23 protein-coding genes and 1 pseudogene are annotated in these 26065 nt (G+C 62.4%); 11 read left to right on the top strand and 13 right to left on the bottom strand.

Annotated features, from left to right (window positions below):
- Positions 1–345: 345 nt before the first annotated feature.
- Positions 346–1230 carry a formate/nitrite transporter family protein gene (locus APH27_RS22455; protein ID WP_060485943.1) on the top strand — a complete coding sequence of 295 codons (885 nt, stop codon included), beginning with the start codon at positions 346–348 and terminating at the stop codon, positions 1228–1230.
- 2 nt (positions 1231–1232) lie between these two features.
- Here the strand turns inward: APH27_RS22455 and APH27_RS22450 are convergent, their stop codons facing one another.
- Positions 1233–2327 carry an MBL fold metallo-hydrolase gene (locus tag APH27_RS22450; RefSeq protein ID WP_081784288.1) on the bottom strand — a complete coding sequence of 365 codons (1095 nt, stop codon included), beginning with the start codon at positions 2325–2327 and terminating at the stop codon, positions 1233–1235.
- Positions 2328–2457: 130 nt separating this feature from the next.
- Here APH27_RS22450 and APH27_RS22445 point away from each other — a divergent pair, with 130 nt between their 5' ends.
- Both APH27_RS22445 and APH27_RS22440 read left to right on the top strand, forming a co-directional pair.
- On the top strand, positions 2458–3531 hold the full coding sequence (locus tag APH27_RS22445; RefSeq protein ID WP_060485944.1) for a diguanylate cyclase: 1074 nt from the start codon (positions 2458–2460) through the stop codon (positions 3529–3531).
- 55 nt (positions 3532–3586) lie between these two features.
- Complete coding sequence (locus tag APH27_RS22440; RefSeq protein WP_060485942.1) at positions 3587–6157, top strand: EAL domain-containing protein; 2571 nt, start codon at positions 3587–3589, stop codon at positions 6155–6157.
- Positions 6158–6165: 8 nt separating this feature from the next.
- Here APH27_RS22440 and APH27_RS22435 read toward each other — a convergent pair whose 3' ends face one another.
- Together APH27_RS22435 and APH27_RS22430 are read right to left on the bottom strand one after the other, a co-directional pair.
- Positions 6166–6486, bottom strand: a complete 321-nt coding sequence (locus tag APH27_RS22435; protein WP_027918918.1) for a DUF2025 family protein — start codon at positions 6484–6486, stop codon at positions 6166–6168.
- An 87-nt stretch (positions 6487–6573) separates the two neighbouring features.
- Positions 6574–7509 (bottom strand): LysR family transcriptional regulator, encoded by a 936-nt coding sequence (locus APH27_RS22430; RefSeq protein ID WP_027918919.1) that lies wholly within the window; start codon positions 7507–7509, stop codon positions 6574–6576.
- Positions 7510–7622: 113 nt separating this feature from the next.
- Between APH27_RS22430 and APH27_RS22425 the strand changes: the two genes are divergently transcribed.
- Complete coding sequence (locus APH27_RS22425) at positions 7623–8381, top strand: SDR family NAD(P)-dependent oxidoreductase (RefSeq protein WP_027918920.1); 759 nt, start codon at positions 7623–7625, stop codon at positions 8379–8381.
- A 136-nt stretch (positions 8382–8517) separates the two neighbouring features.
- On the opposite strand, the gene APH27_RS22420 is transcribed toward APH27_RS22425, so the two are convergent.
- The 7 genes from APH27_RS22420 to APH27_RS22395 all read right to left on the bottom strand — a co-directional run bounded on the left by APH27_RS22420 (position 8518) and on the right by APH27_RS22395 (position 13363).
- Positions 8518–9387 (bottom strand): HlyD family secretion protein, encoded by an 870-nt coding sequence (locus APH27_RS22420; protein WP_027918921.1) that lies wholly within the window; start codon positions 9385–9387, stop codon positions 8518–8520.
- A gap of 11 nt (positions 9388–9398) precedes the next feature.
- Positions 9399–9605, bottom strand: a complete 207-nt coding sequence (locus tag APH27_RS22415; protein ID WP_027918922.1) for a DUF1656 domain-containing protein — start codon at positions 9603–9605, stop codon at positions 9399–9401.
- Positions 9592–11580: an FUSC family protein gene (locus tag APH27_RS22410; RefSeq protein ID WP_027918923.1), complete on the bottom strand. Its 1989-nt coding sequence runs from the start codon at positions 11578–11580 to the stop codon at positions 9592–9594. Before APH27_RS22410 ends, APH27_RS22415 begins: the two co-directional genes overlap by 14 nt.
- A 169-nt stretch (positions 11581–11749) precedes the next feature.
- Entirely contained in the window at positions 11750–11866 is a 117-nt protein-coding gene (ccoM, locus tag APH27_RS27020) for a cytochrome c oxidase subunit CcoM (protein WP_027918924.1), read from the bottom strand.
- Between the two features lie 135 nt (positions 11867–12001).
- Positions 12002–12163 (bottom strand): hypothetical protein, encoded by a 162-nt coding sequence (locus APH27_RS26660; protein ID WP_177331711.1) that lies wholly within the window; start codon positions 12161–12163, stop codon positions 12002–12004.
- Between the two features lie 67 nt (positions 12164–12230).
- Complete coding sequence (locus APH27_RS22400) at positions 12231–12560, bottom strand: hypothetical protein (protein ID WP_027918925.1); 330 nt, start codon at positions 12558–12560, stop codon at positions 12231–12233.
- A 107-nt stretch (positions 12561–12667) separates the two neighbouring features.
- Positions 12668–13363 carry a M949_RS01915 family surface polysaccharide biosynthesis protein gene (locus APH27_RS22395; protein WP_060485941.1) on the bottom strand — a complete coding sequence of 232 codons (696 nt, stop codon included), beginning with the start codon at positions 13361–13363 and terminating at the stop codon, positions 12668–12670.
- Between the two features lie 131 nt (positions 13364–13494).
- Between APH27_RS22395 and rapA the strand changes: the two genes are divergently transcribed.
- Together rapA and APH27_RS22385 are read left to right on the top strand one after the other, a co-directional pair.
- Positions 13495–16341, top strand: coding sequence for an RNA polymerase-associated protein RapA (rapA, locus tag APH27_RS22390; protein WP_060485940.1), 2847 nt, complete (start codon positions 13495–13497; stop codon positions 16339–16341).
- A gap of 280 nt (positions 16342–16621) precedes the next feature.
- Entirely contained in the window at positions 16622–18886 is a 2265-nt protein-coding gene (locus APH27_RS22385) for a bifunctional diguanylate cyclase/phosphodiesterase (RefSeq protein WP_060485939.1), read from the top strand.
- On the opposite strand, the gene APH27_RS22380 is transcribed toward APH27_RS22385, so the two are convergent.
- The 3 genes and pseudogenes from APH27_RS22380 to APH27_RS22365 form a co-directional block, all read right to left on the bottom strand.
- Positions 18786–19673 carry an NAD(P)-dependent oxidoreductase gene (locus tag APH27_RS22380; RefSeq protein ID WP_060485938.1) on the bottom strand — a complete coding sequence of 296 codons (888 nt, stop codon included), beginning with the start codon at positions 19671–19673 and terminating at the stop codon, positions 18786–18788. The genes APH27_RS22385 and APH27_RS22380 overlap by 101 nt on opposite strands.
- 81 nt (positions 19674–19754) lie before the next feature.
- Positions 19755–20006, bottom strand: a pseudogene (locus tag APH27_RS26205) (hypothetical protein); the annotation flags it as partial.
- Positions 20007–20289: 283 nt separating this feature from the next.
- Entirely contained in the window at positions 20290–20595 is a 306-nt protein-coding gene (locus APH27_RS22365; protein ID WP_027918930.1) for a DUF2288 domain-containing protein, read from the bottom strand.
- 360 nt (positions 20596–20955) lie between these two features.
- Between APH27_RS22365 and APH27_RS22360 the strand changes: the two genes are divergently transcribed.
- The 5 genes from APH27_RS22360 (at position 20956) to APH27_RS22340 (ending at position 25900) form a co-directional block, all read left to right on the top strand.
- Positions 20956–22071 carry a branched-chain amino acid ABC transporter substrate-binding protein gene (locus APH27_RS22360; RefSeq protein ID WP_027918931.1) on the top strand — a complete coding sequence of 372 codons (1116 nt, stop codon included), beginning with the start codon at positions 20956–20958 and terminating at the stop codon, positions 22069–22071.
- Between the two features lie 186 nt (positions 22072–22257).
- Complete coding sequence (livH, locus tag APH27_RS22355; RefSeq protein WP_027918932.1) at positions 22258–23181, top strand: high-affinity branched-chain amino acid ABC transporter permease LivH; 924 nt, start codon at positions 22258–22260, stop codon at positions 23179–23181.
- Positions 23178–24434, top strand: coding sequence for a high-affinity branched-chain amino acid ABC transporter permease LivM (locus tag APH27_RS22350; protein ID WP_027918933.1), 1257 nt, complete (start codon positions 23178–23180; stop codon positions 24432–24434). Before livH ends, APH27_RS22350 begins: the two co-directional genes overlap by 4 nt.
- Positions 24431–25198, top strand: a complete 768-nt coding sequence (livG, locus tag APH27_RS22345) for a high-affinity branched-chain amino acid ABC transporter ATP-binding protein LivG (protein WP_003254878.1) — start codon at positions 24431–24433, stop codon at positions 25196–25198. The genes APH27_RS22350 and livG overlap by 4 nt, the downstream gene beginning before the upstream one ends.
- Positions 25199–25900: an ABC transporter ATP-binding protein gene (locus APH27_RS22340; RefSeq protein WP_003254879.1), complete on the top strand. Its 702-nt coding sequence runs from the start codon at positions 25199–25201 to the stop codon at positions 25898–25900.
- Positions 25901–26065 lie beyond the last annotated feature (165 nt).

The raw sequence follows: 26065 nt of genomic DNA, 5'->3' as shown, positions 1-26065 counted from the left end.
ATACTCACAAGCACCCACACGAATTGCTTGATTCGATTTGTTAAAGAGCGTTTGGTTAAGAGCTTTTCGTCTCAACCGAGGCGCGCATTCTACGCTACCCTCATTTGCTGTCAAGCGTTTATTTGAAGTTTTTTTAAATCCGCTTTCTTTCAAAAGCCTTCAACTTCAACAACTTACCGCTTGCCTCGTCGCGTTCAACGCTGCGAGGAGGCGAATAATACGCGCTTTGGAATCAGAGTCAACACCTCTATCTGAAAAAACTTTCGTTCTTCATCTTCGGCCCCTCGGCAACTAAATGCATGAAGCACCGCTCTGTAGAGAAACAACCCGTGGAGCGTAACGGCCATGAGCGATACACAGAGCGAGAAAACCCCTGGCCTGTCGGCGGACGAAGAGAAGGAAGCCAGCCATAACCAGCCGCCGCGGGCTGCGGTATTGCACGAAATCATTCGCTCCCAGGGCGATCAGGAGCTGGAGCGTACGCTTGCAGCGCTGTGGTGGTCGGCTCTGGCCGCCGGCCTGACCATGGGCCTTTCACTGATGGCCATGGGGTTGTTCTATGCGCGCCTGCCTGAAGGCGACAGTGCCCAGGTCATCGCCAGCATCGGCTACAGCGCCGGCTTTCTTGCCGTGATTCTGGCACGCCAGCAACTGTTCACCGAAAACACGCTCACTGCGGTACTGCCCATCATGACCACGCCCACCCTGGCCAACCTAGGGCGTTTGCTGCGCCTGTGGAGCGTGGTGCTGCTGGGCAATCTGGCGGGCACCTTGCTGGTGGCCTGGGTGATGCTCGAACTGCCGATCTTCGACGGCAAGACCGACGTGGCATTCCTTGAGGTCGGGCGCAAGGTCATGAAGAACGACATCAGCCAGATGTTCGCCAAAGGCATCGTTTCGGGCTGGATGATCGCCACCATGGTCTGGATGATCCCGTCCATGGAGCACGCCAAGATCTGGATCATCCTGATGATTACCTACCTCATGGCGTTGGGCGACTTTACCCATATCGTCGTCGGCTCGGTGGAGGTTTCCTATCTGGTGTGGGCTGGCGATGAAACCTGGCGCAGCTTCTGGCTGGAGTTCGCCTTGCCGACCCTGGCCGGCAACATCATTGGCGGCAGCTGCATCTTCGCCCTGATCAGCCACGCCCAGGTACGCAGCGACAGCGGCAAGCCGCCATCGCAGCTATTAAAGAAGGAAGCGCGTCAGCAGCAGCCCCGGAACTGAACTCAGCGCGCCGCCAAAGCCCGCTCGGCCGCCCTGCCCCGCTGACGTGCCGGGTGCGGCTGCCACCAGTTCTGCCCTTCGTGCGGCGAATCGATACTCACCCGCTCGCCCATCTGCGGCGTGCTAAGCCGCACCTCGGCCGCAGCGGCCAGGCTGACGATGCGTTCGAAAGGTTCCTGCCAGCCATGGGTGGAAAGGTCGAAGGTGCCGTTATGGATCGGTAGCATCCAACGCCCGCGCAGATCCAGATGTGCCTGAAGGCTCTGTTCCGGCTGCATGTGCACGTTGGGCCAGGCCAGGTTGTAGGCGCCGGTCTCGATCAACGTCAGGTCGAACGGCCCGAAACGCTCGCCGATTTCAGCAAAGCCAGAGAAGTAACCGGTGTCACCGCTGAAGAACACGCGAGTCTGGTCGTCTATCACCACCCAGGACGCCCACAAGGTGCGGTTGCTGTCGAACAGCCCGCGCCCGGAGAAGTGTTGCGCAGGGGTGGCGACGAAGCGCACCCCCTCGACCTCGGCTTCCTGCCACCAGTCCAGTTGCGTGACCTTTGCCGCAGGCACGCCCCACTCGATCAACAGATCTCCGACGCCGAGCGGTGCCAGAAAGCGCTCGGCACGTGGAGCCAGCTGGCGAATCGCCTGCTCATCAAGGTGGTCGAAATGATCGTGGGACAGAATCACCGCGGTCAGCGGCGGCAATTCATCCAGCCCCAGCGGCGGGGCATGAAAGCGCTGTGGCCCGGCCCATTGCACCGGCGAGGCGCGCTCGGCGAAAACCGGGTCAGTAATGAAGTAGCGACCGCGCAGCTTCAGCAGTACGGTGGAGTGCCCCAGGCGCCACAGGCTGTGGTCCGGCGCATCGAGCACCTGCTGGCGGGCCATGGGCTGCACGCTGATTGCCGCCGCCGGCCGGGTTTCCGGCGGTTTGCGCAGGAACAGGTACTTCAGGCCGATGCGCAGCTTCTTCAGTACGCCATCCTGGGGCAAGCTGGCCTGGTTGTGAAAACGTCCGTCCCGCTGTGGCGCCGATTGGTCGCCAGGATTCGCCATGGGAGCCATGAACAGCAACACTCCAAGCAAGAGGAAAGGCTTCATGTTACCCCACTGGGATTACATCAACCGTGAATTGGCTTGTAAGGTCATTTTTCGTCGATGAAACACTGTTCAACAATATTCACGTGAGTTATGCGATAAACGGTACCCCGGCAGAAGAATAACGACCATGATGGACAATCACAGCGGCAAGGGACTTTCATTCGTCAAGCGCATCTACTTGCCGCGCGTCATCGGCCTGGGAATCGGCCTGTTCAGCGTAGCCGCTGCCGTGGCACCGCTATCGCCCCCAATCTGGGCCTGCCTGTTGCTGCTGTTCAATGGCTTGCTCTGGCCGCATGTCGCCTATCAGTGGGCATCTCGCTCAGCAGCCCCTTATCAGGCAGAACAGCGCAACCTGCTGCTGGATTCGCTGCTGGGCGGTTTCTGGACCGCGGCCATGCACTTCAACCCGCTGCCGACCGTGACCGTGTTGTCGATGATGACCATGAACAACGTGGCCGCAGGCGGCAAGCGCCTGATCGTTCGCGGGGTCATGGCTCAACTGGCCGGCATGCTGCTGGCCAGTGCGCTGCTGGGCACCGGGCTGCAACTGAACGCCACGACGCTGCAAGTCTATGCCTGCCTGCCAATGCTGACCCTCTATCCATTGGCGCTGGGCGGGGTGTGCTATCGCCTGGCGATCAAACTGGCCGAGCACAAGCGCCGCCTCAGGGCCCTGAGCCTGACCGACAGCCTGACCGGGCTGCTCAACCACGGAGCCTGGAAAGACCTGCTGCTGCTCAGGTTCCAGGCCTGCCTGCTACAACAATCGCCTGCCGTGATTGCGCTGATCGACATCGATCACTTCAAGACCATCAATGACACCTTTGGCCATGTGGTCGGCGATGGCGTGCTGCGCCAGATGAGCGAGGAACTCAAGCGCAACCTGCGTGAGTCCGACCAGGCCGGGCGTTATGGTGGCGATGAATTCTGCGTGATCCTGCCCGCCACCAGCGAGGCCCAGGCCTGCCAGGCCATGGAGCGCCTGCGCGAACAGGTCGCCAGCTACCGCAACCCACAGCTGCCGCATCTGCGCATCAGCCTGAGCATCGGCCTGGCAGCCTTCCACGGCGACCTCCAGTCGCCCGAGCACTGGCTGGAACAAGCCGACAAGGCGTTGTACAGCGCCAAGCATCGAGGGCGCGACCAGGTCAATTTTGCGCAAGGCGAGGCCGCCCCGCTCAGGCTGGCCTATCCTGACTGAACCCCCTTGCTGATTGACCGGCGGGGGACTGCAGTCATCAAGGAGTTGTACGCGCATGGCCAGGACCGCCAGCCCTCCCCCACGTCTTCAGGTCCGTCGCCTGATCGGCGTTTTCTGCGTGGTCTTCGGCCTCGCCTGCCTGGTTACCCTGGGCGCACTGTTCAACATCGCGGCCACCCTCGACCAGCAGGAGCAACAGCGCAGCGCCTTCCATGCCACCCAGGCGCTGGAGCAACGCCTGCTGGCCTCCCGGCAGTTTCTGTCCAGCTACGCCGTATGGGACGCGGCCTTCGAGCACCTGGCTGGCAAGGTCGACTGGCAGTGGGCCTATGAAGAAAAGAATGTCGGTGAGTCGCTGTACAGCGCCAGCGGTTACGAAGGTGTATTCGTGGTCGAAGACCAGCGCACTACCTATGCGCTGTTCAAAGGCGCGCCTACCGAGGCCGCTGCGGGCAGTTTCATCGATGCGCCTCTGCCTGAAATCATTGATGCCGCGCGCGCAGCCGCCAGCGCCCGGGAGCAAGTCACCCGTTTCGTCATTTTCAACAATTGGCCAGCGGTACTCAGCGCTGCGGCCGTACGCCCGGACAAGGACGTCACCGCAGCAGAAGTGAGTCAGGCCCCGGTCATGCTGTTCGTCGATCAGCTCACTGAGGCCAAACTCGCGGATCTGGGCGAAGGTGCGGGCCTTGCGCGCATGCATATAGAGAAGAACGAAGAGCACGAAAACGGTCACCAGCATGTGGCCCTGGGCGACACCGGTTATCGCCTGGCCTGGATCAGCCCGCTGCCTGGGCGGCAACTGCTTTGGGCCGTGCTGCCGCCCTTGCTCTGCGCGTTGCTGGTACTCGGCCTGGTGATGCTTTACCTGTTCCGCCACGCGCTGCGCAGTTCTCGCGCCATCGACCTCAGCCTGCAGCGTCTGCAAGAGAGCAATCAGGCTCTGGAAGCCAGCGAACAACGTTTTCGCGCAGTGGCCGAGGCCGCATCCGACTGGATCTGGGAAACTGACCGGCAGCAGCGGATCACCTACCTGTCCCAGCGTTTCGCCAGTGTGACCGACGATCCGGTCGAGGCCTGGCTTGGCCAGCCACTGAATCAACTGCTCAGCTGTGAAACCACTCCCTTGTCAGCCTGGCTCGATGGGCAGACCGACACCGACTCGGAACAACCGGCCAACCTGCGTTGCGCCTACCGGGACCACAACGGCCAGAACCGCTATTGCCGTATATCGGCACGGCCAATCCGGCTCGACGGCAAGCTCACCGGCTTTCGTGGTACTGCCAGCGATATCACCGACGAAGTCGAGGCCCATGCGCGCATCCAGCACCTGTCCCTGCACGACCCACTGACCGGCCTTGCCAATCGCAACAAGCTGGCCAGGCATCTGGAACAGGCCCTGCTGCGCGGCAGCGAGTCGCCACCGCTGACCTTGCTGCTGCTTGACCTGGACAACTTCAAGCCGATCAACGATTCGCTTGGCCATGCGGCCGGTGATGCGGTGCTGCAGGAAGTGGCCGCGCGCCTGCGCGATACCACCCGTGACGTCGACCTGGTGGCACGCCTGGGTGGGGACGAATTCGTCCTGGTGCTGGCAGGCATGGATAACCGTAGCGAGATCGACCGCCTGTGCCGGCGGCTGATCGAGTTGCTGCAACAACCCATTGCCTATGAAAACCAGCTGCTGCACATCGGAGCCAGCCTCGGCATCGCCCAGACCCGCAATCAGGATTTCGATGCCGGCGAGCTGATCCGCTGCGCCGATATCGCCCTGTATCAGGCCAAGGCAGATGGCAAAGGCACCTGGCGCTACTTCGCCGCCGAGATGAACCAGCAGATCCAGTACCGTCGCCAGCTGGAAAACGACCTGCGACGCGCGCTGAAGAACAATGAGTTCGTCCTGCATTACCAACCACGCTACCGCATGAGCGACCTACGCATTGTCTCGGTCGAAGCCTTGCTGCGCTGGCAACACCCACAGGAAGGCCTGCTCGCGCCGGATACCTTTATCCCGCTGGCCGAGCAAAGCGGACTGATCGTCAGCCTGGGCCGCTGGGTGCTGCGCGAAGCTTGCCGCAGCGCCCTCGACTGGCCGGCGCATCTGCTGGTGTCGGTGAACCTGTCACCTGCACAGTTCATGCGCAGTGATGTGGTCGCCGATATTCGCGACATCCTCCTGGAAACCAGCTTCCCTGCCCAGCAGCTGGAGCTGGAGATAACCGAGAACGTCATGCTCAACGACATCGAAGGTGCCCTGGGCACCATGCTCGCGCTCAAGGAACTGGGTGTGCGGCTGAACATGGATGACTTCGGCACGGGGTATTCGTCGTTGGGCTACCTGCGGACCTACCCGTTCGACAGCATCAAGATCGACAAGCGCTTCATCGCCGGTTTGACCAATACCGCCGGCAGCGACCGCGCCGTGGTACAGGCGATCATCAACCTGGGTGAGGCGATGGGGCTGACAGTGACGGCCGAGGGCGTCGAGACCGAGCAACAACTGCGCGCGCTGCAGAAAGACCGCTGCCATGAGGTGCAGGGCTACTATCTGAGTCGGCCGCTGGACAAGGCCGACTTCGAGCAATTGTTGCAACAGAAAACTGGGTGGTCCGCCGGTGCCTCTTGAACCGCATCTCAGCGCAGCGAGCGCTCAGCCACGATTTCCGGCAGATCGCGACGTCGCAGGTAGAGGCGCAACGGCTCGCCAATGTTCAGCCGGTCATCTACATGCTGCTCCAGCAGCAGTGCCAGGCGCTCCCGGCACAACGCCATGCGCGCACCCTGCTGTGGCCGCCAGACGAATTCGCTGCAGGGGGTGATGCTGTCATCCGCCACGTCCATGCCGAACGCGTCTTCGGAAAACCGCACGATATGGACGCCGCGCTTGCCATGAAAGCCGACAAAACCATTGAGCTGGTCGGCAGCGCTGCAAATGTCCTGAGAAGTGATGGCCATGACGTAACCTCGCAAATGAATGGAAGTGACGCACGCCAGGCAGGCAACGGTCGCCTCTGTTGGGCGACGCGCAGTGGGCAGCCTAGCTCATGTGATCATCGTTGTGCCAAGGTTTTCACCGTCTGAATCAACCTGCGACGCCAGTAACCCGCCCAGCCAGCTCATGAAAGCCTGGACCCGACGTGGCACATGCCGCTGCCGGGCATACAGCAAGGACACTGGCATGGCCTGCGCCTGCCAGCCCTGCATCACCTCCACCAACTCACCGCTTGCCAAATGATGCGCCACACCGACTGCAGGCACCTGGATCAGTCCGAGGCCCGCCAGGCACGCCGCCGAATAAGCCTCGGCATTGTTGACCGTGACCACTCCGGCCATGGGTTGATAGCACACTTGGCCAGCCTGCAAGTATTCAAAGCCCGCGCTGCGCGTACCCAGGTTGCGCACGTAATGCACCAGGTGGTGCCCGGCCAGGTCGTCCAGGCCCTGCGGCACGCCGTAACGGGCCAGGTACCCAGGGCTGGCGCAATTGCGCATGCTCAACTGGCCGACAGGCCGCGCCACCACATCCAGGTCACTCAGATTGCCGATGCGCATGACGCAGTCGAAACCCTCACGCAGCAGGTCGACCTGGCGGTCGGTACAACTGATCTCCACCTCCAGCCTGGGAAAACGCGACAGAAACTGCGGCAAGGCCGGAATGATTACACGGCGGGCCATCATGGTGGGCATGTCGACACGCAGGCAGCCGGCCAGTTCGGCATCGTCGGCACGGAACAGGCTCTCGATTTCGTCCATGCCCGACAGCAGGTCCTTGCTGCGCTCATACAACAAGGCACCGTCCTGGGTTGCCTGGACGCGTCGCGTGGTGCGGTGAAACAGGCGAGTGCCGAGCAATAGCTCCAGCGCCCTCACCTGCTCGGATACCGTCGAGCGCGGCAGGCTCAGGCTGTCTGCCGCCAGCGTGAAGCTGCTCAGCTCACTGACGCGAACGAACGTGCGCAGCAATTCCAACTTGTTCATGGGTCGCCTCGACTGTTCGACTCAGGCGAACAGTATTTCCGATCTGACTGGATTTAACAGCGGCGGCACGATCAATAACCTGTGAATCCTCCACCACCCACGAGGGATTCGACATGACTCGCAAGATCGCCTTGATCACTGGCGCCAGCCGCGGCCTGGGCCGCAATGCCGCCGAACATCTGGCCGCACGCGGTATCGACATCATCGGCACCTATCACAGCAAGGCCGACGAAGCTCAACGCGTGACCACGGCCCTCGAAGCGGCCGGCGCCAAGGCCGCCATGTTGCAACTGGATGTCAGCGACAGCAGCAGCTTCGCCAGCTTTACCGAGCGCCTGAGTGCAACCTTGCAGCAGCAGTTTGGCCGCGAGCGCTTGGACTTCCTGGTGAACAATGCGGGTATCGGCCTGAATGTGCCGTTCAGCGAAACCAGCGAAGCGCAGTTCGACCGGTTGCTGAACATCCAGCTCAAGGGGCCGTTTTTCCTGACTCAGAGGCTGCTGCCCTTGCTGGTCGATGGCGGGCGCATCGTCAACATCTCGTCCGGGCTGACGCGCTTTGCGCTGCCCGGGTATGCCGCCTATGCGGCCATGAAGGGGGCAATGGAGGTCTTGACCCGTTATCAGGCCAAGGAACTGGGTACACGCGCAATCCGCGTCAACATCCTCGCGCCCGGGGCAATCGAGACAGACTTTGGTGGTGGGGTGGTGCGCGACAATCAGCAGGTCAATGACTTCATCGCCGGCAATACTGCACTGGGGCGGGTCGGTTTGCCGGACGACATCGGTGCGGCCATTGCACTGCTGCTGGAGGAAGGCAATGGCTGGATCACCGGGCAGCGACTGGAAGTCTCTGGCGGGATGTTCCTTTAAGGCCGAAAAACTGGGACCGCTTTGCGCCCCCTCGCAGGCAAGCCAGCTCCCACCGGTACAGCGTCGGTATCAAGAGCGCCAACACCTGCGCGAGCTGGCTTGCCTGCGATGGGCTGCAAAGCAGCCCCAATGGCCATCACTGTTCTGCCTGGTCCTCATGCACCTGCACGCTGGCGGTCATCCCCGCACTCAGATGCACCCCTTCAGGAATCTGGTCCAGTCTGATCCGCACCGGAATCCGTTGCGCCAGCCGCACCCAGTTAAACGTCGGCTCCACCACCGGCAGCAGCTGGCTGTCCGGGTTGCTGTTGCTATCGGTAATGCCGCGGCTGATGCTTTGCACATGGCCCTGCATCGCATCCCCCGCGCCCATCAGCCAGACTTTCACTTCATCGCCAACCCGAATGCGCGGCAGCTTGGTTTCCTCGAAGTAGGCCTGAATGTAGAACGTCGAATCATCCACCAAGGCCATCACCGACTCACCCGTGTTCACGTAGTTGCCCTGGGCCAGGCGCAGGTTGGTGATATGCCCGCTGCGCGGCGCCCGCACTTCGCTGCGCGCCAGGTTGATTTTCGCCACTTGCAACTGTGCTTGGGCCTCATGCAATTCACCCCGGGCGACAGCGGCGTTGATCTGGGCGTTCTCGCGTAATTCTGCACTGATTGCCTCCGGGCCCAACGCCGTGCGCCGCGCCGCTTCACGCTCACGCAGGTGCAACTGCTGGGCGCGGGTTTCAGCCACTGCGCTGGCCTGGTCGTATGCCGCCTGGAAGCGCTCGCGGTCGATGCTCATCAGCAGATCGCCAGCCTTGACCTGCTGGTTGTCCTGAACCTTTAGCTCACGCACCCAGCCAGACACGTCCGGCGCGATCACCACCACATCGGCGCGCACCCGGGCATCACGCGTCCACGGCGTGAGCATGTAGTACTGCCATAGCTTGAAGCCGGCCAGAACGGCAATGGCGACCACGCACAGGGTCACCAGGGTACGAACGACGGCACGCATTGACTCACTCCTTACAAAGGCCCCAGCAGGCGAACTACCAGGAACAGCACACAAACGAACAACGCCGTGTCGAACAGCGCTTCATGCCAGATCCAGCGCCCCAACGGCGTGGCCTGCACCACCAGGCGCAACACCCCGGTCAGCGCCAGCGCCATCAGCACATAAATCAGAAACGGGCTGAGCAACACACCGCCCAGCTCCCACTCACGCAAGCCCATGGGCATCCTCCTGCGCGCGGCACCATTTGCCCCAACTTTTCTGCAACTGCAGCACCGCCCCCTGGGCGAGGCGCAACGGGTCGCTGGCCGGCGCCCGCTGCAATGCGGCGATGAACTGCTCGCTGGCCGTATCCAGGCGCTGCCCGCGGCCAGCGCCCGGGCCTTTGGCCAGCACCGCCTCGAGCTGCTGCAGGTATTCGCGCTCGGCAGCCCCCAAGGGCACTTGGGCCACCGCCAGGCACATGCGCAAGTGCACCAGTTCATCACCGATATCCAGCCCGTGCAGGCCATCATCCCAGCGCTTGCGCTCGGTGGCCGGCAGCTCGCTGGCATGCCGGGCCAACTGCATCAGGCGGTCGGCCATGCGCCCACCAAACCAGCTGTCGGCACCGCGCAAGTCGCGCCGGGTCAGCCGCACCAGGTCGCTCTGGGTCGCGGCGCGCAGGCGCCGGCCAAGCCAGGCCGGATGGCGGAACACCAGCAGGCGGAACGCCAACACCGCGGCGCCCACCCCCATCAACATCGCCAGAGCGCTGTTGAGCATGGTCGCCACACCGAACGTCATGGCATTGAGCGGCGCTACCAGCACGATGAAATGCAGACAATAGGAAGTCGCCGTGGCGCCGGTGCGCGGGTGGGCCATGCCCAGCGCCCCGAAGAACAGCGGCACGCCCATGCCCAGGCAGAGCATGGCGAAGCTGCTCCATTGCGGCAGAATGATCTGCCCGACCAGAAAGGCTGCCGGGATCGCAAGGAAGATGCCGCGCAAGAAACTCAGGCCGATCTGTGCCCCGTTCTCGCGGCTGGCGAACAAGCTGCATACCACACAGGTCAGCACCAGGCCGCCAGGCGCCGACGGCCAGGCCGTGGCCAGCCAGAAGCTGCTCATCACCAGGAACGCCAAGGCACTGCGGGAACCGAACAACAAGGCCAGTGACCAGTCTCGATGCACCGCCAGGCCCTGGGCCACATCCTTTGGTGCCCTGCCCGCCTCGACATCGTCCATGGCCTGGGTGGCGGCCATGGCGTAATCCAGCAGCAAGGCCATGCGCGCCAGGCAGAAGTGCTCGGCGGAGCTGATCTGCTCATCATGCGCGGCATCCCAGATACGCTGACGCAACAGCAGCAAGCCCGGTTGATCGGGGTTGACCAGCAGCGCCCGTACCTCTTCAAGCCAAGGCGCGAGGCGCCCGGCTTCGTGCTCGTCCAGTTGTCGCCACTGCCGGCGCACCGAGCGCGAAATACGCAGCAGTACCATCAATTTCTGACTCAGCCCGCGAATGGCCCTGGCCCGTTGCCGACCGCGCGGCCCCTCGAACCAGGCGTGTTCGCGCTGGGTGTCGATGGCAACGATACGGCCCAGGCTGTCCAGCAGCCCTTTGCGTGCTTCATCCTCGCCACCCAGCATGGCGCTTGCCGCCTGCAGACCGTTCTGCCAGGCCTGGCGCGCCTGGCCGGCGAGTTGCTGCTCGACCCTCATCGGCCAGATCAGGGCGCTGCTGGCCGTGGCACAGAAGATCCCCAGGCAGATTTCAGTGCACCGCGCCACCGCCTGATCGAACACCTGCAAGGGATGATTGATGGCAGGCAAGGCAATGATGGCAGCGGTGTAGCCGGCCAGCACGAACGAATAGGCCCAGGCACTGCGCAATTGCGTGGATGCCGCCGTGCACAGGGCCAGCCACAACGCCAAGGTAATCAGGAACAGCCATGGGGTCTGGGCGAACAGGCCGATGAACACCACCGACATGACTGTACCGACCAGGGTGCCGGCCAGGCGCGCCAGGCCTTTCTGCACCACCATCCCCGACAACGGTTGAGCAACGATGAACGCAGTCATCAATGCCCAGGACGGTTGCTCCAGCCCCCAACGCATCGCCAGCCACAACGCCAGGCCTGCCCCAAGCAGGGTCTTGATGGCGAACTTGATGGCGAGGCTGCTGGGTGCAAACAGGGCCTGGAAAGTGATGGGCACGAATCGGACCTTGCGGGGGAATGGTCAGTTAAACGATAGACAATGGCGAGCAGGATAATGCGGAAACGATTAATTAGCTAGCTAATCATCTTTATCGACAAAAAACGCAGACAAAAAAATAGGCGACCGAAGTCGCCCTAAATGCCTTGCGTGCTCGTGAATCCGAAGGTCAGCGCGGCTTACGCTTGTGCGAATCCTTCCAGATGAAAATGCCCAGACCGGCAAAGAATGCAAACATCAACCCGACCGTTACCACACCCGCGATAACCACATTGTCGAAGAACATGCTGGCCTCCCGATTCGTTTGCCGTTGTCCGATGGATGCAAGGTAACGAATACGGGGGCGGGAAAAATTGATCAGGGTCAATGCTGCCCGGGACCGGGCACGCGAGGCGGGTGCAGGGTTGACCTGCGTCAAGTTTCAGCGCTTCTTGGGCTTGCCCTTGGGTTTCTTTTTCTTCCCGGCGGAAAGCGGCATGGCCTGCTCGAAGGCCTGGCGCACTTCGTTCAGGCGTTTTTCCTTGAGGTCATGGATGCGCTTGGCGCGCTCGGCATCGAAGTCGATGAGGTTGTCTTGACTCATGGGTGGGCTCGACGGTCTACAGAGACTTGCATCATGAAGCCAGGCGCTGGCCGTGACCAGCCCCGCGTCAGACTTCGATATCGACCAACAGGCCCTGGCGCGGGTTCTCGCCCATCAGCGGTGCTACCGGCACCGTGTTGTCGGCGTTGACCTCATCACCCGGCACGGCGTTGTAAAGCTCGGCATCGCCTTTGTTGCGCCGTTGCTGCTGGCGACGCTGCTCCTCGCGCAGCAACAGCACTTGCTCCTGCGGGTCGCGCTGCTGCTTCAAGTCGATGGCGCTTTCATTGGACGAAGGCTGCACAGGTACCACCGGCTTGATGTCGGGAGCCTGTTTGACCGGGTCCAGTTGCGAGGTGACCGGGGCGGCACTGAGCGGGATGATCGGCGGCAGCATGGAAGTTCTCCTGTGCCCACTGTATCGGCCGTCCGTTAGCCAGCTTGAGCGTCAAGGGTATGGGGGTGCGGCCACTCACGACCGCGTCATGCCAGTATAGACAGCTGTCACTCGGGATCGTCCTCAGGGTCGTCGTCGGCCGGCGGGCTGGCTTCGCTCCAAGGCCGCTTGTAGACCTGCTGCCAGACCGAATCCATATGCTCGCGCAGCACCTGCGGCGCATTTTTCAGCGAGGCGCTGTCTTCACGCTCACCGCCGACCGGCTCTTCGCCTGCCGGTGTGATCAACGACTGGCCAGTGATGGTGTAGGCGTTCTGCCCCTCACGCATCTCGATGGCAATGTCATGCGGATCGATGCCGCCACCACAAAAGGCGTGGCTGGCCACGGTCACTTCAGCGACACCGTCCTTGTTCAGGTCACTGACGTCACTGACATCGGTATAGAAGTCGACATCCAGGTCCAGCCCCGGGCAGGTGGTTTCCTGCTCGATCTGCCAGCGCGGCTTGAACGCGTCACCCTCGGCAGCGCGCCCGTACAGGGTGGCCTTGAGCACTACCTTGTCGACTTCCTGCTCGGATTCGGCGTCGACTGCCTGGCCATCGCTGCGGCTGAGCACCAGCAGCCCCTCGCCGTCGCGGTCGCGAAAGTGCACGCTCTTGATCGGCGTCTGCACGCCCAGCACTTCGAGCTGCTCGACCGGGATCGCTGGCAGGGTTTCGAAATTTTTCTGTTCACAGGCAGCCAGCAGCAGCAAGCTGCTCATGGCCAGGGAAGTGTGCAACCAGCGGTGCTTGAGCGGCATATCGGTACGTAGCCCTCGTCAGCAAGACGGTGTTCTGCGATGAAACAGCTAGACTGATGGACTTCTGGTCTATGGTCCGCCCGGCCTATCCGTTAACATAGCCGGCTTTTCATCGCGGGAGTTCAGGCAGTATGGCGCAGCAGTATCAACCGGGGCAACGCTGGATCAGCGACAGCGAAGCGGAGCTCGGCCTGGGGACCATCCTGGCGCAGGATGGCCGCCTGTTGACCGTGCTCTACCCGGCCACTGGCGACACCCGCCAGTATTCCCTGCGCAATGCGCCGCTGACCCGCGTGCGCTTCTCGCCAGGTGACCAGATCACCCACTTCGAAGGCTGGAAGCTGACCGTGCGCGAAGTCGAGGACATCGACGGGCTGATGGTCTACCACGGCCTGGATGGCCAGAACCAGGCTCGCACCCTGCCCGAAACCCAGCTGTCGAACTTCATCCAGTTCCGCCTGGCCAGCGACCGCCTGTTCGCCGGGCAGATCGACCCGCTGTCGTGGTTCAGCCTGCGTTACAACACCCTGCACCACACCAGCAAGCAGATGCAGTCGTCGCTGTGGGGCCTGGGTGGCTGCCGCGCGCAACCGATCGCCCACCAGTTGCACATCGCCCGCGAAGTCGCCGACCGCAGCGCCCCGCGCGTATTGCTGGCCGACGAAGTAGGCCTGGGCAAGACCATCGAGGCCGGCCTGGTGATTCACCGCCAGCTGCTGTCCGGCCGCGCCAGCCGCGTGCTGATCCTGGTTCCGGAAAACCTCCAGCACCAGTGGCTGGTGGAAATGCGCCGGCGCTTCAACCTGCAGGTCGCCCTGTTCGACGCCGAGCGCTTCATTGAAAGCGACGCCAGCAACCCGTTCGAGGATGCCCAACTGGCGTTGGTCGCCCTGGAATGGCTGGTCGATGACGAAAAGGCCCAGGACGCGCTGTTCGCCGCTGGCTGGGACCTGATGGTAGTCGACGAGGCGCACCACCTGGTGTGGCATGAAGAGCAGGTCAGTGCCGAATACGGCTTGGTCGAGCAACTGGCCCAGGTCATCCCGGGCGTGCTGCTGCTCACCGCCACCCCCGAACAACTCGGCCAGGATAGCCACTTCGCGCGCCTGCGCCTGCTCGACCCCAACCGTTTCCACGACCTCGCGGCGTTCCGCGCCGAGAGCGAAAACTACCGTCCGGTGGCCGAAGCCGTGCAGGAGCTGCTCGAAGAGGGCCGCTTGTCACCCAAGGCCCATGCCACCATCCAGGGCTTCCTCGGCGCCGAAGGCGAAGCGCTGCTGGCGGCGGTCAACGATGGCGATACCCAGGCCAGCGCCCGCCTGATCCGCGAGCTGCTCGACCGCCACGGCACCGGCCGCGTGCTGTTCCGCAACACGCGTGCCGCCGTTCAGGGCTTCCCCGAGCGCCAGCTGCACCCTTATCCGCTGGCCAATCCTGAGCAATATCAGGACCTGCCAGCCGGCGAACACGCCGAGCTGTACCCGGAAGTGGCCTTCCAGGCCCAGGGTGAAATCAGCGATGACGAACGCTGGTGGCGCTTCGACCCACGGGTCGACTGGCTGATCGACACGCTGAAGATGCTCAAGCGCACCAAGGTCCTGGTGATCTGTGCCCACGCCGAAACCGCCATGGACCTGGAAGACGCCCTGCGCGTGCGCTCCGGCATCCCGGCCACGGTGTTCCACGAAGGCATGAGCATCCTTGAGCGCGACCGCGCCGCCGCCTACTTCGCCGACGAGGAATTCGGCGCCCAGGTATTGATCTGCTCCGAGATCGGCAGTGAAGGCCGCAACTTCCAGTTCGCCCATCACCTGGTGATGTTCGACCTGCCGGCCCACCCGGACCTGCTCGAACAGCGTATCGGCCGCCTGGACCGCATCGGTCAGAAGCACACCATCGAACTGCACATCCCGTACCTGCAGGACAGCCCGCAGGAGCGCCTGTTCCAGTGGTACCACGATGGCCTCAACGCCTTCCTCAATACCTGCCCGACCGGCAACGCCCTGCAGCACCAGTTCGGCCCACGCCTGCTGCCGATGCTCGAAGGTGGCGATGTCAAGGCCTGGACCGCACTGGTCAGCGAGGCCCGCGGCGAGCGCGAGCGCCTGGAAGCAGAACTGCACAGCGGCCGTGACCGCCTGCTGGAGCTCAACTCCGGCGGCGCCGGTGAAGGCCAGGCGCTGGTCGAGGCCATCCTCGAGCAGGACGACCAGTTCGCCCTGCCGATCTACATGGAGACCCTGTTCGACGCCTTCGGCATCGACAGCGAAGACCATTCGGAAAACGCCCTGATCCTCAAGCCGAGCGAGAAGATGCTCGACGCCAGCTTCCCACTGGGCGACGACGAAGGCGTAACCATCACCTACGACCGCGCCCAGGCCCTGTCGCGTGAAGACATGCAATTCCTCACCTGGGAACACCCGATGGTGCAGGGCGGCATGGACCTGGTGCTGTCCGGCTCGATGGGCAACACCGCGGTCGCGCTGATCAAGAACAAGGCGCTCAAGCCGGGTACCGTACTGCTCGAACTGCTGTTCGTCAGCGAGGTGGTGGCGCCACGCAGCCTGCAACTGGGCCGCTACCTGCCGCCAGCGGCATTGCGCTGCCTGCTCGATGCCAACGGCAACGACCTGGCTTCGCGTGTGGCGTTCGAAACCCTCAACGACCAGCTCGAAAGCGTACCGCGTGCCAGCGCCAACAAGTTCGTCCAGGCCCAGCGCGACGTGCTGGCCAAGCGCATCAGCGGCGGTGAGGCCAAGGTCATGCCGGTCCACGTCGAGCGCGTGGCTGACGCCCAGCGCCGCCTGGCCGCCGAGGCCGACGAAGAGCTGGCGCGCATGACTGCACTGCAGGCAGTCAACCCGAGCGTGCGTGACAGCGAGATCGAGGCACTGCGCAAGCAGCGTGAACAAGGCATGGCGATGCTGGACAAGGCCGCACTGCGGCTTGAAGCCATTCGCGTACTCGTTGCGGGCTGATTAACCCGCCATATTGCCGGGGCCGCTTAGCGCCCCTTTCACGACACAAGGCCGCCCCTACAGAAGATCGCATATTTCTGTAGGAGCGGCCTTGTGTCACGAAAGGGGCGCAAAGCGGCCTCGGTTCGTTATGCCAACCGGCTATTTTCCTGATAACCAAATCATAGAAGCCAAAGTGCCATTATTCAGGAAGGTTTAACCACCTGTTCCTATACTGCCCCAGGACAGTCTCCACAGGGCTTGAACGGAGACGAGTGAAAACTCGAGCAAAGGGCAAGCGATGGAATGGCTGGGTTTGCAACTGTTCACTGAACTGCCAGTAAGCGGGCGCATCGTAATCGACTGCCGCCATGAACCGCTGCTGATCCTGATCGCCTTCGCGGTGGCCAGCGCAGCCTGCTTCGCCACCCTCGACATGGCCGAGCGCCAATCCCACAGCGAACACCCCGCCGCACAGCGGCAGTGGCGCATGCTGGGTGCCTGCTGCCTGGCAGGCGGCATCTGGGCCATGCATTTCATCAGCATGTTGGCCTTCCGGGCCCCGGTGGAAATGCACTACGACGTGTCGCTCACAGGCTTGTCGCTGCTCATCGCACTGGTGGTGGCCTGGATGGCGATGACCAGCCTCGACCGCCTCGAAATGCGTCTGCGTCACTATCTGCAAAGCGCCCTGCTCATCGGCGTGGGCATCATCCTGATGCATTTCGTCGGCATGGCTGCGCTGCAGACCGGTGCCCAACAGTATTACCAGACCGGCCTGCTGCTGAGCAGCGCTGCCATCGCGCTGCTGACCAGCCTGGCCGCCTTGCTGCTGGCCCGTTACTTCCGCAGTGGCAGCGGCACCCTGCACCAGACCATGAAGTATGGCGCCAGCCTGCTGATGGCCGGCGGCATCGTCGCCACGCATTTCACCGCCATGGCCGCCATGACCATGGTGATCCCGGCCTCTGCCGCCCTGAGCCTGCCATCTGCCGACAACAGCCTGCAGCTGGGACTGACCGTGGCCTTCATCACCTTGCTGATCAGTGGCAGCAGCATCAGCGCTGCCCTGGCCGACAAGAAGCTGCAAAGCAAGGAAGACGACCTGCGCCGTTACGGTGTATTGCTCAGCCAACTGGACCAGGCCCGTGCATCCCTGCAGCAGGCAGCTCATTACGATGCCCTGACCAATCTGGTCAACCGGCGTGGTTTCAACCAGCTCTTCGCCGAACGCCTGGCAGAGCTGGATGCCAGCGAAAACCGTCTGGCGCTGATGTTCCTCGACATCGACCACTTCAAGCGGATCAACGACAGCCTCGGCCATGACGCCGGCGACGAACTGCTCAAGGTGATCGCCAACCACATCAAGGCCGCCACCCGCAGCCACGACCTGGTCGCCCGCTTCGGCGGTGACGAGTTCTGCGTGGTTACCAGCCTCAACAACCGCGACGAGGCACGCCACCTGGCCCAGCGCATCATGCAACGGATGAAGGATCCGATCGACCTGGGTGGCCGGCGCATGGTCATGACCACCAGCATTGGCATCAGTATCTTCCCCGAAGACGGCCAGACGGCCGAAGAACTGCTCAAGCATGCCGACCTGGCCCTCTACCAATCCAAGGGCAGCGGGCGCAATAGCCTGAATTTTTTCAACAGCAATCTTAAAAATCGCGCCAGCCTGGCTTTGCAACTGGAAGAAGAGCTGCGCATTGCCCTGCTCGAAGAACGAGGCTTGTGCGTGCATTACCAACCCATCTTCGACTTGCGAACCGGCCAGGTGGCCAAGCTTGAAGCGCTGGTGCGCTGGCAGCACCCACTGCACGGGTTGATGGGGCCCGACAGGTTCATCGGCATTGCCGAGGCCAACGGCCTGATAGTCGACCTGGACCTCTGGGTGTTACGCCACGCCTGCCAGGACCTGGCGCGGCTTCACCAGCATGGTTTTGCCAGCCTGAAGGTCACGGTCAATTGCTCGGCAGCGACCCTGGGCCACGAAAGCTTGCCCAATGAAGTGGAGGTGACGTTGTTCCAGACAGGCCTTGCACCTCGCCATCTGGAGCTCGAAGTCACCGAAAACGCCCTGATGGGTGATATCCAGCAGACGGTGAATCTGCTCAAGCGCATCCGTGGCCACGGCGTCGGCCTGTCGATCGACGATTTCGGTACCGGCTACTCGTCGCTGGCCTATCTCAAGCGTCTGCCCTTGGACGTGCTGAAGATCGACCGCTCATTCCTGCAGGATGTGCCCGCCAGCCAGAAGGATCGCGAGATCGTCCAAGCCATCATCGCCATGGCCCACACCCTGCACCTGGAGGTGGTCTGCGAAGGCATCGAAACCGTCGAGCAACACCAGTTCCTGGCCAGCAACGGCTGCGATTACCTGCAGGGCTACCTGCTCGGTCGCCCGGTGCCAATCAGCGAGCTGCGCCCGCTGCTTGACCAGCTCGATCGCCAGGACACTGTCTTCAGCCCTTGTTGCGATACAGCTCTACCAGGGTCGCCGGATCTTTTTGCAGGTAGCCCTGGCTACCGTGCAGGCGCATCAATTGCGCGGCGAGGCCACTGAGGGGAGTTGCCGCACCCTGCTCGCGGGAGAGCTTGACGGCACCGTCGAGGTCCTTGAGCAACGTGCGCACATGCCACTTGATCGGTTCGAAACGGCTTTCGGCCATCTGCGGCGCCAGGATCTGCAGCGGCTTCGAATCGGCAAAGCCACCAGCAAGGGCTTGAGCAATCAAAGTGGCATCGACGCCCGACTGCTCGGCCAGTGCCACCACCTCGGCAATCACCAGGGCATTGCAGGCCACGATCATCTGATTGCAGGCTTTGGTCACCTGCCCTGCCCCCACACCACCCATGTGCGTCACCCGCTGGCCAAGCACTTGCAGTACCGGGCGCGCACGCTGCAGGTCGGTGGCCTCGCCGCCCACCATGATCGCCAAGGTGCCCGCCTCGGCCCCAGGTGTACCGCCGGATACCGGGGCATCCAGCCAGGCCATGCCACACAGGGCAGCCAGCTCGGCGGCCATTTCCCGGGTAGCGGTCGGCTCGAGGCTGGAGAAGTCCACCAGCAGCTGCCCGCTGCGTCCGCCCTCGGCGATCCCTTGCTCGCCAAACACCACCTCGCGCACTACCGCTGTGTCGGCCAGGCACAGCAGCAGCATGTCGCTGTCACGGCACAACTCGGCGGGGCTCGCAGCCAACCGCGCACCTGCAGCCACCAACACGGCGCATTTTTCCGGGCTGCGGTTCCAGACCGTCAGCGGATAACCCGCGGCCAGCAGGCGCCGACACATTGGCAGCCCCATCAAGCCAATCCCGGCAAACCCCAGCGAAGGCAGTGCAGTACTCATGAACGACTCCAGGCAGAAGATTAGGCAAATGGCGCACTATGACCTCTACGAACACTTCTGCCAATGCGGTCTCCGAGTCTTCGACTGGCCTGAACCGGTACCGCCACCAGCACCGAAGATGTCGAAGTACAGCCGCGACTGGTTGGCCTTGATGCCGCAGGAGTCGATCAGGTACGAGTGGATGAGCTTCCAGTCGGCACGGGAAAAGCGTTAGGTATCCTTGTTGAGGATGATCTTCGCCAGGTACTGGCCGAGGATCGGCGCGTTGCCGGCACCGCCAGCATGCATTTCGGACAGGTCCATGACCTTCATCTTGATGCAGTCACGCAGGAACTGCGCGAGATCTTCCGCCACCGCATCGGCAAGACCCGGGTGATTTCGCTGAACAGCCATACCGGACGAGTTGATCACGGACAGGGCCGGGCCTGTGGGAGCGGCGGTGCGGCGATCCGACTTGCCCGCGAAGGGCCAAGCAGCGGCCCCATTACGCATGCCGTAAACTGTTACCGCCCCGCCGAATCGCCCCGCCGTTGTTACTTACTTCCACCTTACGTGAGCGTCAATAAGCACCACCATGGGGCGGCTGCGTATTTTTAAGCACTAAAAAAGCGCACTGTTATTCCGCTTGTTTCACCTGGATCACGATGAACGGCGAAACCACCACCGCCCAGATCTCTGGATCGCGGCTTTGCAGGTCGAGCGCCTGCTCAGTGGTCACCGGCCCAACAGTGCCATCAGTACGCCACTTGGCGAAGATCTCGCTGCGATTCTCGGCCATTGCCGCGGCAACCTCGATCAGGTCGAGACGGGGGTCGACCCAAATCAGGTCACCCTTGGCCCAGAAACGCTCCAAAGCCTTCCACTCGATTGTCGCTGTCTCGCCGAGCAATTTGGCATAGAGGGTGCTTGTTTGATCAGTCATGGGTTGGTACCCGCAAATTCGGCCAATGAAAAAAGGCCGGCATTTTTGCAGAAAAACCCGGTTTCAAATATGTAATTTGGTCGATTGGCTCCGAAGTTGTGGGGTGGAGCCCAGGATGCAGGCAAAGTGATGGCGCTTTTTTGTATCTTTGTGTCGACCATGCGACAAGCCGCGGAATAGGCGCTTTTTGCCCGCTTTTCAAGCGCGCGAACAGCGCTCTACACTGTACCGGTACAGTTCCGGGACATGTTCCGGGGGAAGGTGGGCATGCAGTGTGGCGTGGCCATGCCGCAAATCCCGCCCGGTCTGTAGCCCTGGCCGCCAGGACTATAAGAATTACAACAGAATGAGTGGAGCACTATGATCAAGATTTCCAAGCTGTTCGCCGCAATGGTACTGGCCGGGGTAGCCAGCCATTCGTTTGCCGCCGATACCATCAAGATCGGGATCGCGGGCCCTAAAACCGGCCCTGTGACCCAATACGGCGACATGCAGTTCATCGGCGCCAAGCAGGCCATCAAGGATATCAACGCCAAGGGCGGCGTCGATGGCAAGATGCTCGAAGCCAAGGAATACGACGACGCCTGCGACCCTAAACAGGCCGTGGCAGTCGCCAACAAAGTGGTCAACGACGGCGTCAAGTTCGTCATCGGCCACCTGTGCTCCAGCTCCACCCAGCCAGCGTCCGACATCTACGAAGACGAAGGCGTGATCATGATCACCCCGGCCGCCACCTCGCCGGAAATCACCGCCCGTGGCTACAAGCTGATCTTCCGCACCATCGGCCTGGACAGCGCCCAGGGCCCGGCCGCCGGCAACTACATTGCCGATCACGTCAAGCCGAAGGTCGTTGCCGTCCTGCACGACAAGCAACAGTACGGTGAAGGCATCGCCACCGCGGTCAAGCAGACCCTCGAGAAGAAAGGCACCAAGGTTGCCGTCTTCGAAGGCCTGAACGCCGGTGACAAGGACTTCTCCTCGATCATCCAGAAGCTCAAGCAGAACAACGTCGACTTCGTCTACTACGGCGGCTACCACCCTGAGCTGGGCCTGATCCTGCGCCAGGCACAGGAAAAAGGCCTGAAAGCCAAGTTCATGGGCCCAGAGGGCGTGGGTAACGACTCGATCTCGCAGATCGCCCAAGGTGCTTCCGAAGGCCTGCTGGTCACCCTGCCGAAGTCGTTCGACGCCGACCCTGAAAACAAGGCCATCGTCGATGCCATCAAGGCGGACGGCAAGGACCCAAGCGGCCCGTTCGTGTTCCCGGCCTACTCGGCTGTCGAACTGATCGCCAAAGGTATCGAAGCGGCCAAGTCCGAAGACACCGACAAGGTGGCAGCCGCCATCCACGCCGGTTCCTTCAAGACCCCGACCGGCACCCTGTCGTACGACGAAAAAGGCGACCTGAAAGACTTCAAGTTCGTGGTTTACGAATGGCACTTCGGCAAACCGAAGACCGAAGTCTCCCCTCAGTAACTGCGTGACTAATAGCTGACCGTAGAAGCCCACTGTGCGAGCAGTGGGCTTTGTTTTACGAGGTTCATGGGCCTGATCCCCGCGATCCGGGGGCCGACCCACCTGAAAATCTTAAAACCGTCACCCGCGGTTTCCTGGCCATACCCCGGCCAGCGAAATGCTAATCAGGTTTTTAGGAGCGCTGTAATGCCTGAGATCTACCATTTCATCCAACAACTGGTTAATGGATTGACCATCGGCAGCACCTATGCCTTGATCGCCATCGGCTACACGATGGTGTACGGCATCATCGGCATGATCAACTTCGCCCACGGCGAGGTGTACATGATCGGTTCCTACGTGGCCTTCATTGCCCTGGCGGGCCTGGCGATGATGGGTATCCATTCGCTGCCGATCCTGATGACCGTCGCCTTCGTCGCGACGATCTGCGTCACCAGTGCCTATGGCTACAGCATCGAACGGGTTGCCTACCGCCCCCTGCGCAACAGCAACCGCCTGATCCCGCTGATTTCTGCCATCGGCATGTCGATCTTCCTGCAGAACACGGTCTTGCTGTCGCAAGACTCGAAGGACAAGTCCATCCCCAACCTGATCCCAGGGAGCTTCTCCTTCGGGCCCGGTGGTGCGGAAGAAGTCCTGGTTTCCTACATGCAGATCCTGGTGTTCGTGGTCACCCTGGTGGCCATGACCTGCCTGACCCTGTTCATCTCCCGTTCCCGTCTGGGCCGCGCCTGCCGCGCCTGCGCCGAGGACATCAAGATGGCCAACCTGCTGGGCATCAACACCAACAACATCATCGCCCTGACCTTCGTCATCGGTGCCGCCCTGGCGGCCGTGGCGGCCGTGCTGCTGAGCATGCAGTACGGGGTGATCAACCCCAACGCCGGTTTCCTGGTGGGCCTGAAGGCCTTCACCGCGGCGGTACTGGGCGGCATCGGCAGCATCCCGGGCGCCATGCTCGGCGGGCTGGTGCTGGGCGTGGCCGAGGCCTTCGGCGCCGACATCTTCGGCGACCAGTACAAGGACGTGGTGGCATTCGGCTTGTTGGTTCTTGTCCTGCTGTTCCGGCCGACCGGCATCCTCGGCCGCCCGGAGGTTGAAAAAGTATGAACAGAAATCTCAAACAGGCGTTCTTCAGCGCCTTGCTGGTCTGGGCCGTGGCCTTCCCGGTGCTGGGCCTGAAACTGAGCATCGACGGCATCAGCCTGGCGGTGCACAGCCAAGGGTCGTTCACCATCAGTATCATCGCCGTATGCTCGGTGCTGATGTTCCTGCGCGTGCTTTTCGACAAGCAGTGGAGCTCGGTGATGGGCCGTCGCTCGGACCGCAAGCTGATTCCGCCAGCCGTCAGCAACTACCTGACCCTGCCGAAAACCCAGCGCTATGTGATCATCGGCCTGATCGTCGCGGCGCTGGTATGGCCGTTCTTCGGGTCACGCGGGGCGGTCGACATTGCCACGCTGATCCTGATCTACGTGCTGCTGGGCCTGGGCCTGAACATCGTGGTCGGCCTGGCCGGTCTGCTCGACCTCGGCTACGTCGGTTTCTACGCCGTCGGTGCCTACAGCTACGCGATGCTCTCGCACTACCTGGGCTGGAGCTTCTGGGTCTGCCTGCCGATCGCCGGCCTGATGGCTGCCACCTTCGGTTTCCTGCTCGGCTTCCCGGTGCTGCGCCTGCGCGGTGACTACCTGGCGATCGTGACCCTCGGCTTCGGCGAGATCATCCGCCTGTTCCTGCGCAACCTCACCGACTGGACCGGCGGCCCCAACGGCATCAGCAACATCCCCAAGCCGGAGTTCTTCGGCCTGACCTTCGAGCGCAAGGCCGCCGAGGGGATGCAGACCTTCCACGAGTTCTTCGGGCTGGAATACAACTCGATCAACAAGGTCATCTTCCTCTACCTGGTCGCCCTGCTGCTGGCCCTGTTGGCACTGTTCGTGATCAACCGCCTGCTGCGCATGCCGATCGGCCGTGCCTGGGAAGCGCTGCGCGAGGACGAGATCGCCTGCCGTGCGCTGGGCCTGAACCCCACCGTGATCAAGCTCTCGGCGTTCACCCTGGGTGCCTGCTTCGCCGGTTTCGCCGGCAGCTTCTTCGCTGCGCGCCAGGGCCTGGTGACGCCGGAGTCGTTCACCTTCATCGAGTCGGCGATCATCCTCGCCATCGTCGTGCTCGGCGGCATGGGCTCACAACTGGGCGTGATTCTCGCGGCCATCGTGATGATCCTGCTGCCGGAGCTGATGCGTGAGTTCAGCGAATACCGGATGCTGATGTTCGGTGCGCTGATGGTGTTGATGATGATCTGGCGTCCGCAAGGCCTGCTGCCTATGCAACGTCCCCACATGGAGCTGCGTCGATGAGCCGCGAAATTCTGCAAGTCAGCGGCCTGAGCATGCGCTTCGGCGGCTTGTTGGCGGTCAACGGCGTGGCCCTGACCGTCAAGGAAAAACAAGTGGTGGCGCTGATCGGCCCGAACGGTGCCGGCAAGACCACGGTGTTCAACTGCCTGACCGGCTTTTACAAGCCAAGCGGCGGGACCATCCTGCTCGACGGCCAGCCGATCCAGGGCCTGGCCGGGCATCAGATCGCCCGCAAGGGCGTGGTGCGGACCTTCCAGAACGTGCGCCTGTTCAAGGAAATGACCGCGCTGGAGAACCTGCTGATCGCCCAGCACCGCCACCTGAACACCAACTTCTTCGCCGGCCTGTTCAAGACCCCGAGCTTCCGCCGCAGCGAGAAGGAGGCCATGGAGCGCGCGCAGTACTGGCTGGAGAAGGTCAACCTGACCGAGTTCGCCAACCGTACTGCCGGCACCCTCGCCTACGGCCAGCAGCGCCGCCTGGAAATCGCCCGCTGCATGATGACCCAGCCTCGCATCATCATGCTCGACGAACCGGCCGCGGGCCTGAACCCGAAGGAAACCGAAGACCTCAAGGCGCTGATCGCCTACCTGCGCGAGTCGCACAACGTCACCGTGCTGCTGATCGAGCACGACATGAAGCTGGTGATGAGCATCTCTGACCACATCGTCGTGATCAACCAGGGCACGCCCCTGGCCCACGGCACGCCTGAGGAGATCCGCGACAACCCTGATGTGATCAAAGCCTACCTGGGGGAAGCGTAAATGCTGAAGTTCGAGAACGTTTCCACCTTCTACGGCAAGATCCAGGCGCTGCACAGCGTCAACGTGGAGATCAATCAGGGCGAGATCGTCACCCTGATCGGTGCCAACGGCGCTGGCAAGTCGACCTTGCTGATGACCCTGTGCGGCTCGCCGCAGGCGCACAGCGGCAGCATCAAGTACCTCGGTGAAGAACTGGTCGGCCAGCCGTCCTCGCACATCATGCGCAAGAGCATCGCGGTGGTGCCGGAAGGGCGCCGAGTGTTCGCCCGCCTGACCGTCGAGGAAAACCTGGCCATGGGCGGTTTCTTCACCGACAAGGGCGACTACCAGGAGCAGTTGGACAAGGTCCTGCAACTGTTCCCGCGCCTGAAGGAGCGTTACATCCAGCGCGGCGGCACCATGTCTGGTGGCGAGCAGCAGATGCTGGCCATCGGCCGGGCGCTGATGAGCAAGCCCAAGCTGCTGTTGCTCGACGAACCTTCGCTGGGGCTGGCGCCGATTATCATCCAGCAGATCTTCGACATCATCGAACAGCTGCGTCGTGATGGCGTGACGGTGTTCCTGGTGGAGCAGAACGCCAACCAGGCGCTGAAGATCGCCGACCGTGCGTATGTGCTTGAGAACGGCCGGGTGGTGATGCAGGGCACGGGGGAGGCACTGCTGACCGACCCGAAGGTGCGCGACGCGTATCTGGGTGGTTGACTGAAAAAGGGCCTTCGGGCCCTTTTTTCTGCCTGTCAGAAATGAGTGACCTGTGCCGGCCTCTTCGCGGGTAAACCCGCTCCCACAGGTACTGCACGGTGTTCAGAACCTGTGGGATCCCTGTGGGAGCGGTTTTACCCGCGAAGAGGCCGGCACATTCAATCG

The organism is Pseudomonas sp. NBRC 111123, assembly GCF_001320205.1.
GTDB classification, from domain to species: Bacteria; Pseudomonadota; Gammaproteobacteria; order Pseudomonadales; family Pseudomonadaceae; genus Aquipseudomonas; species Aquipseudomonas putida_J.
This window is presented reverse-complemented; position numbering and strand designations above follow the sequence as displayed.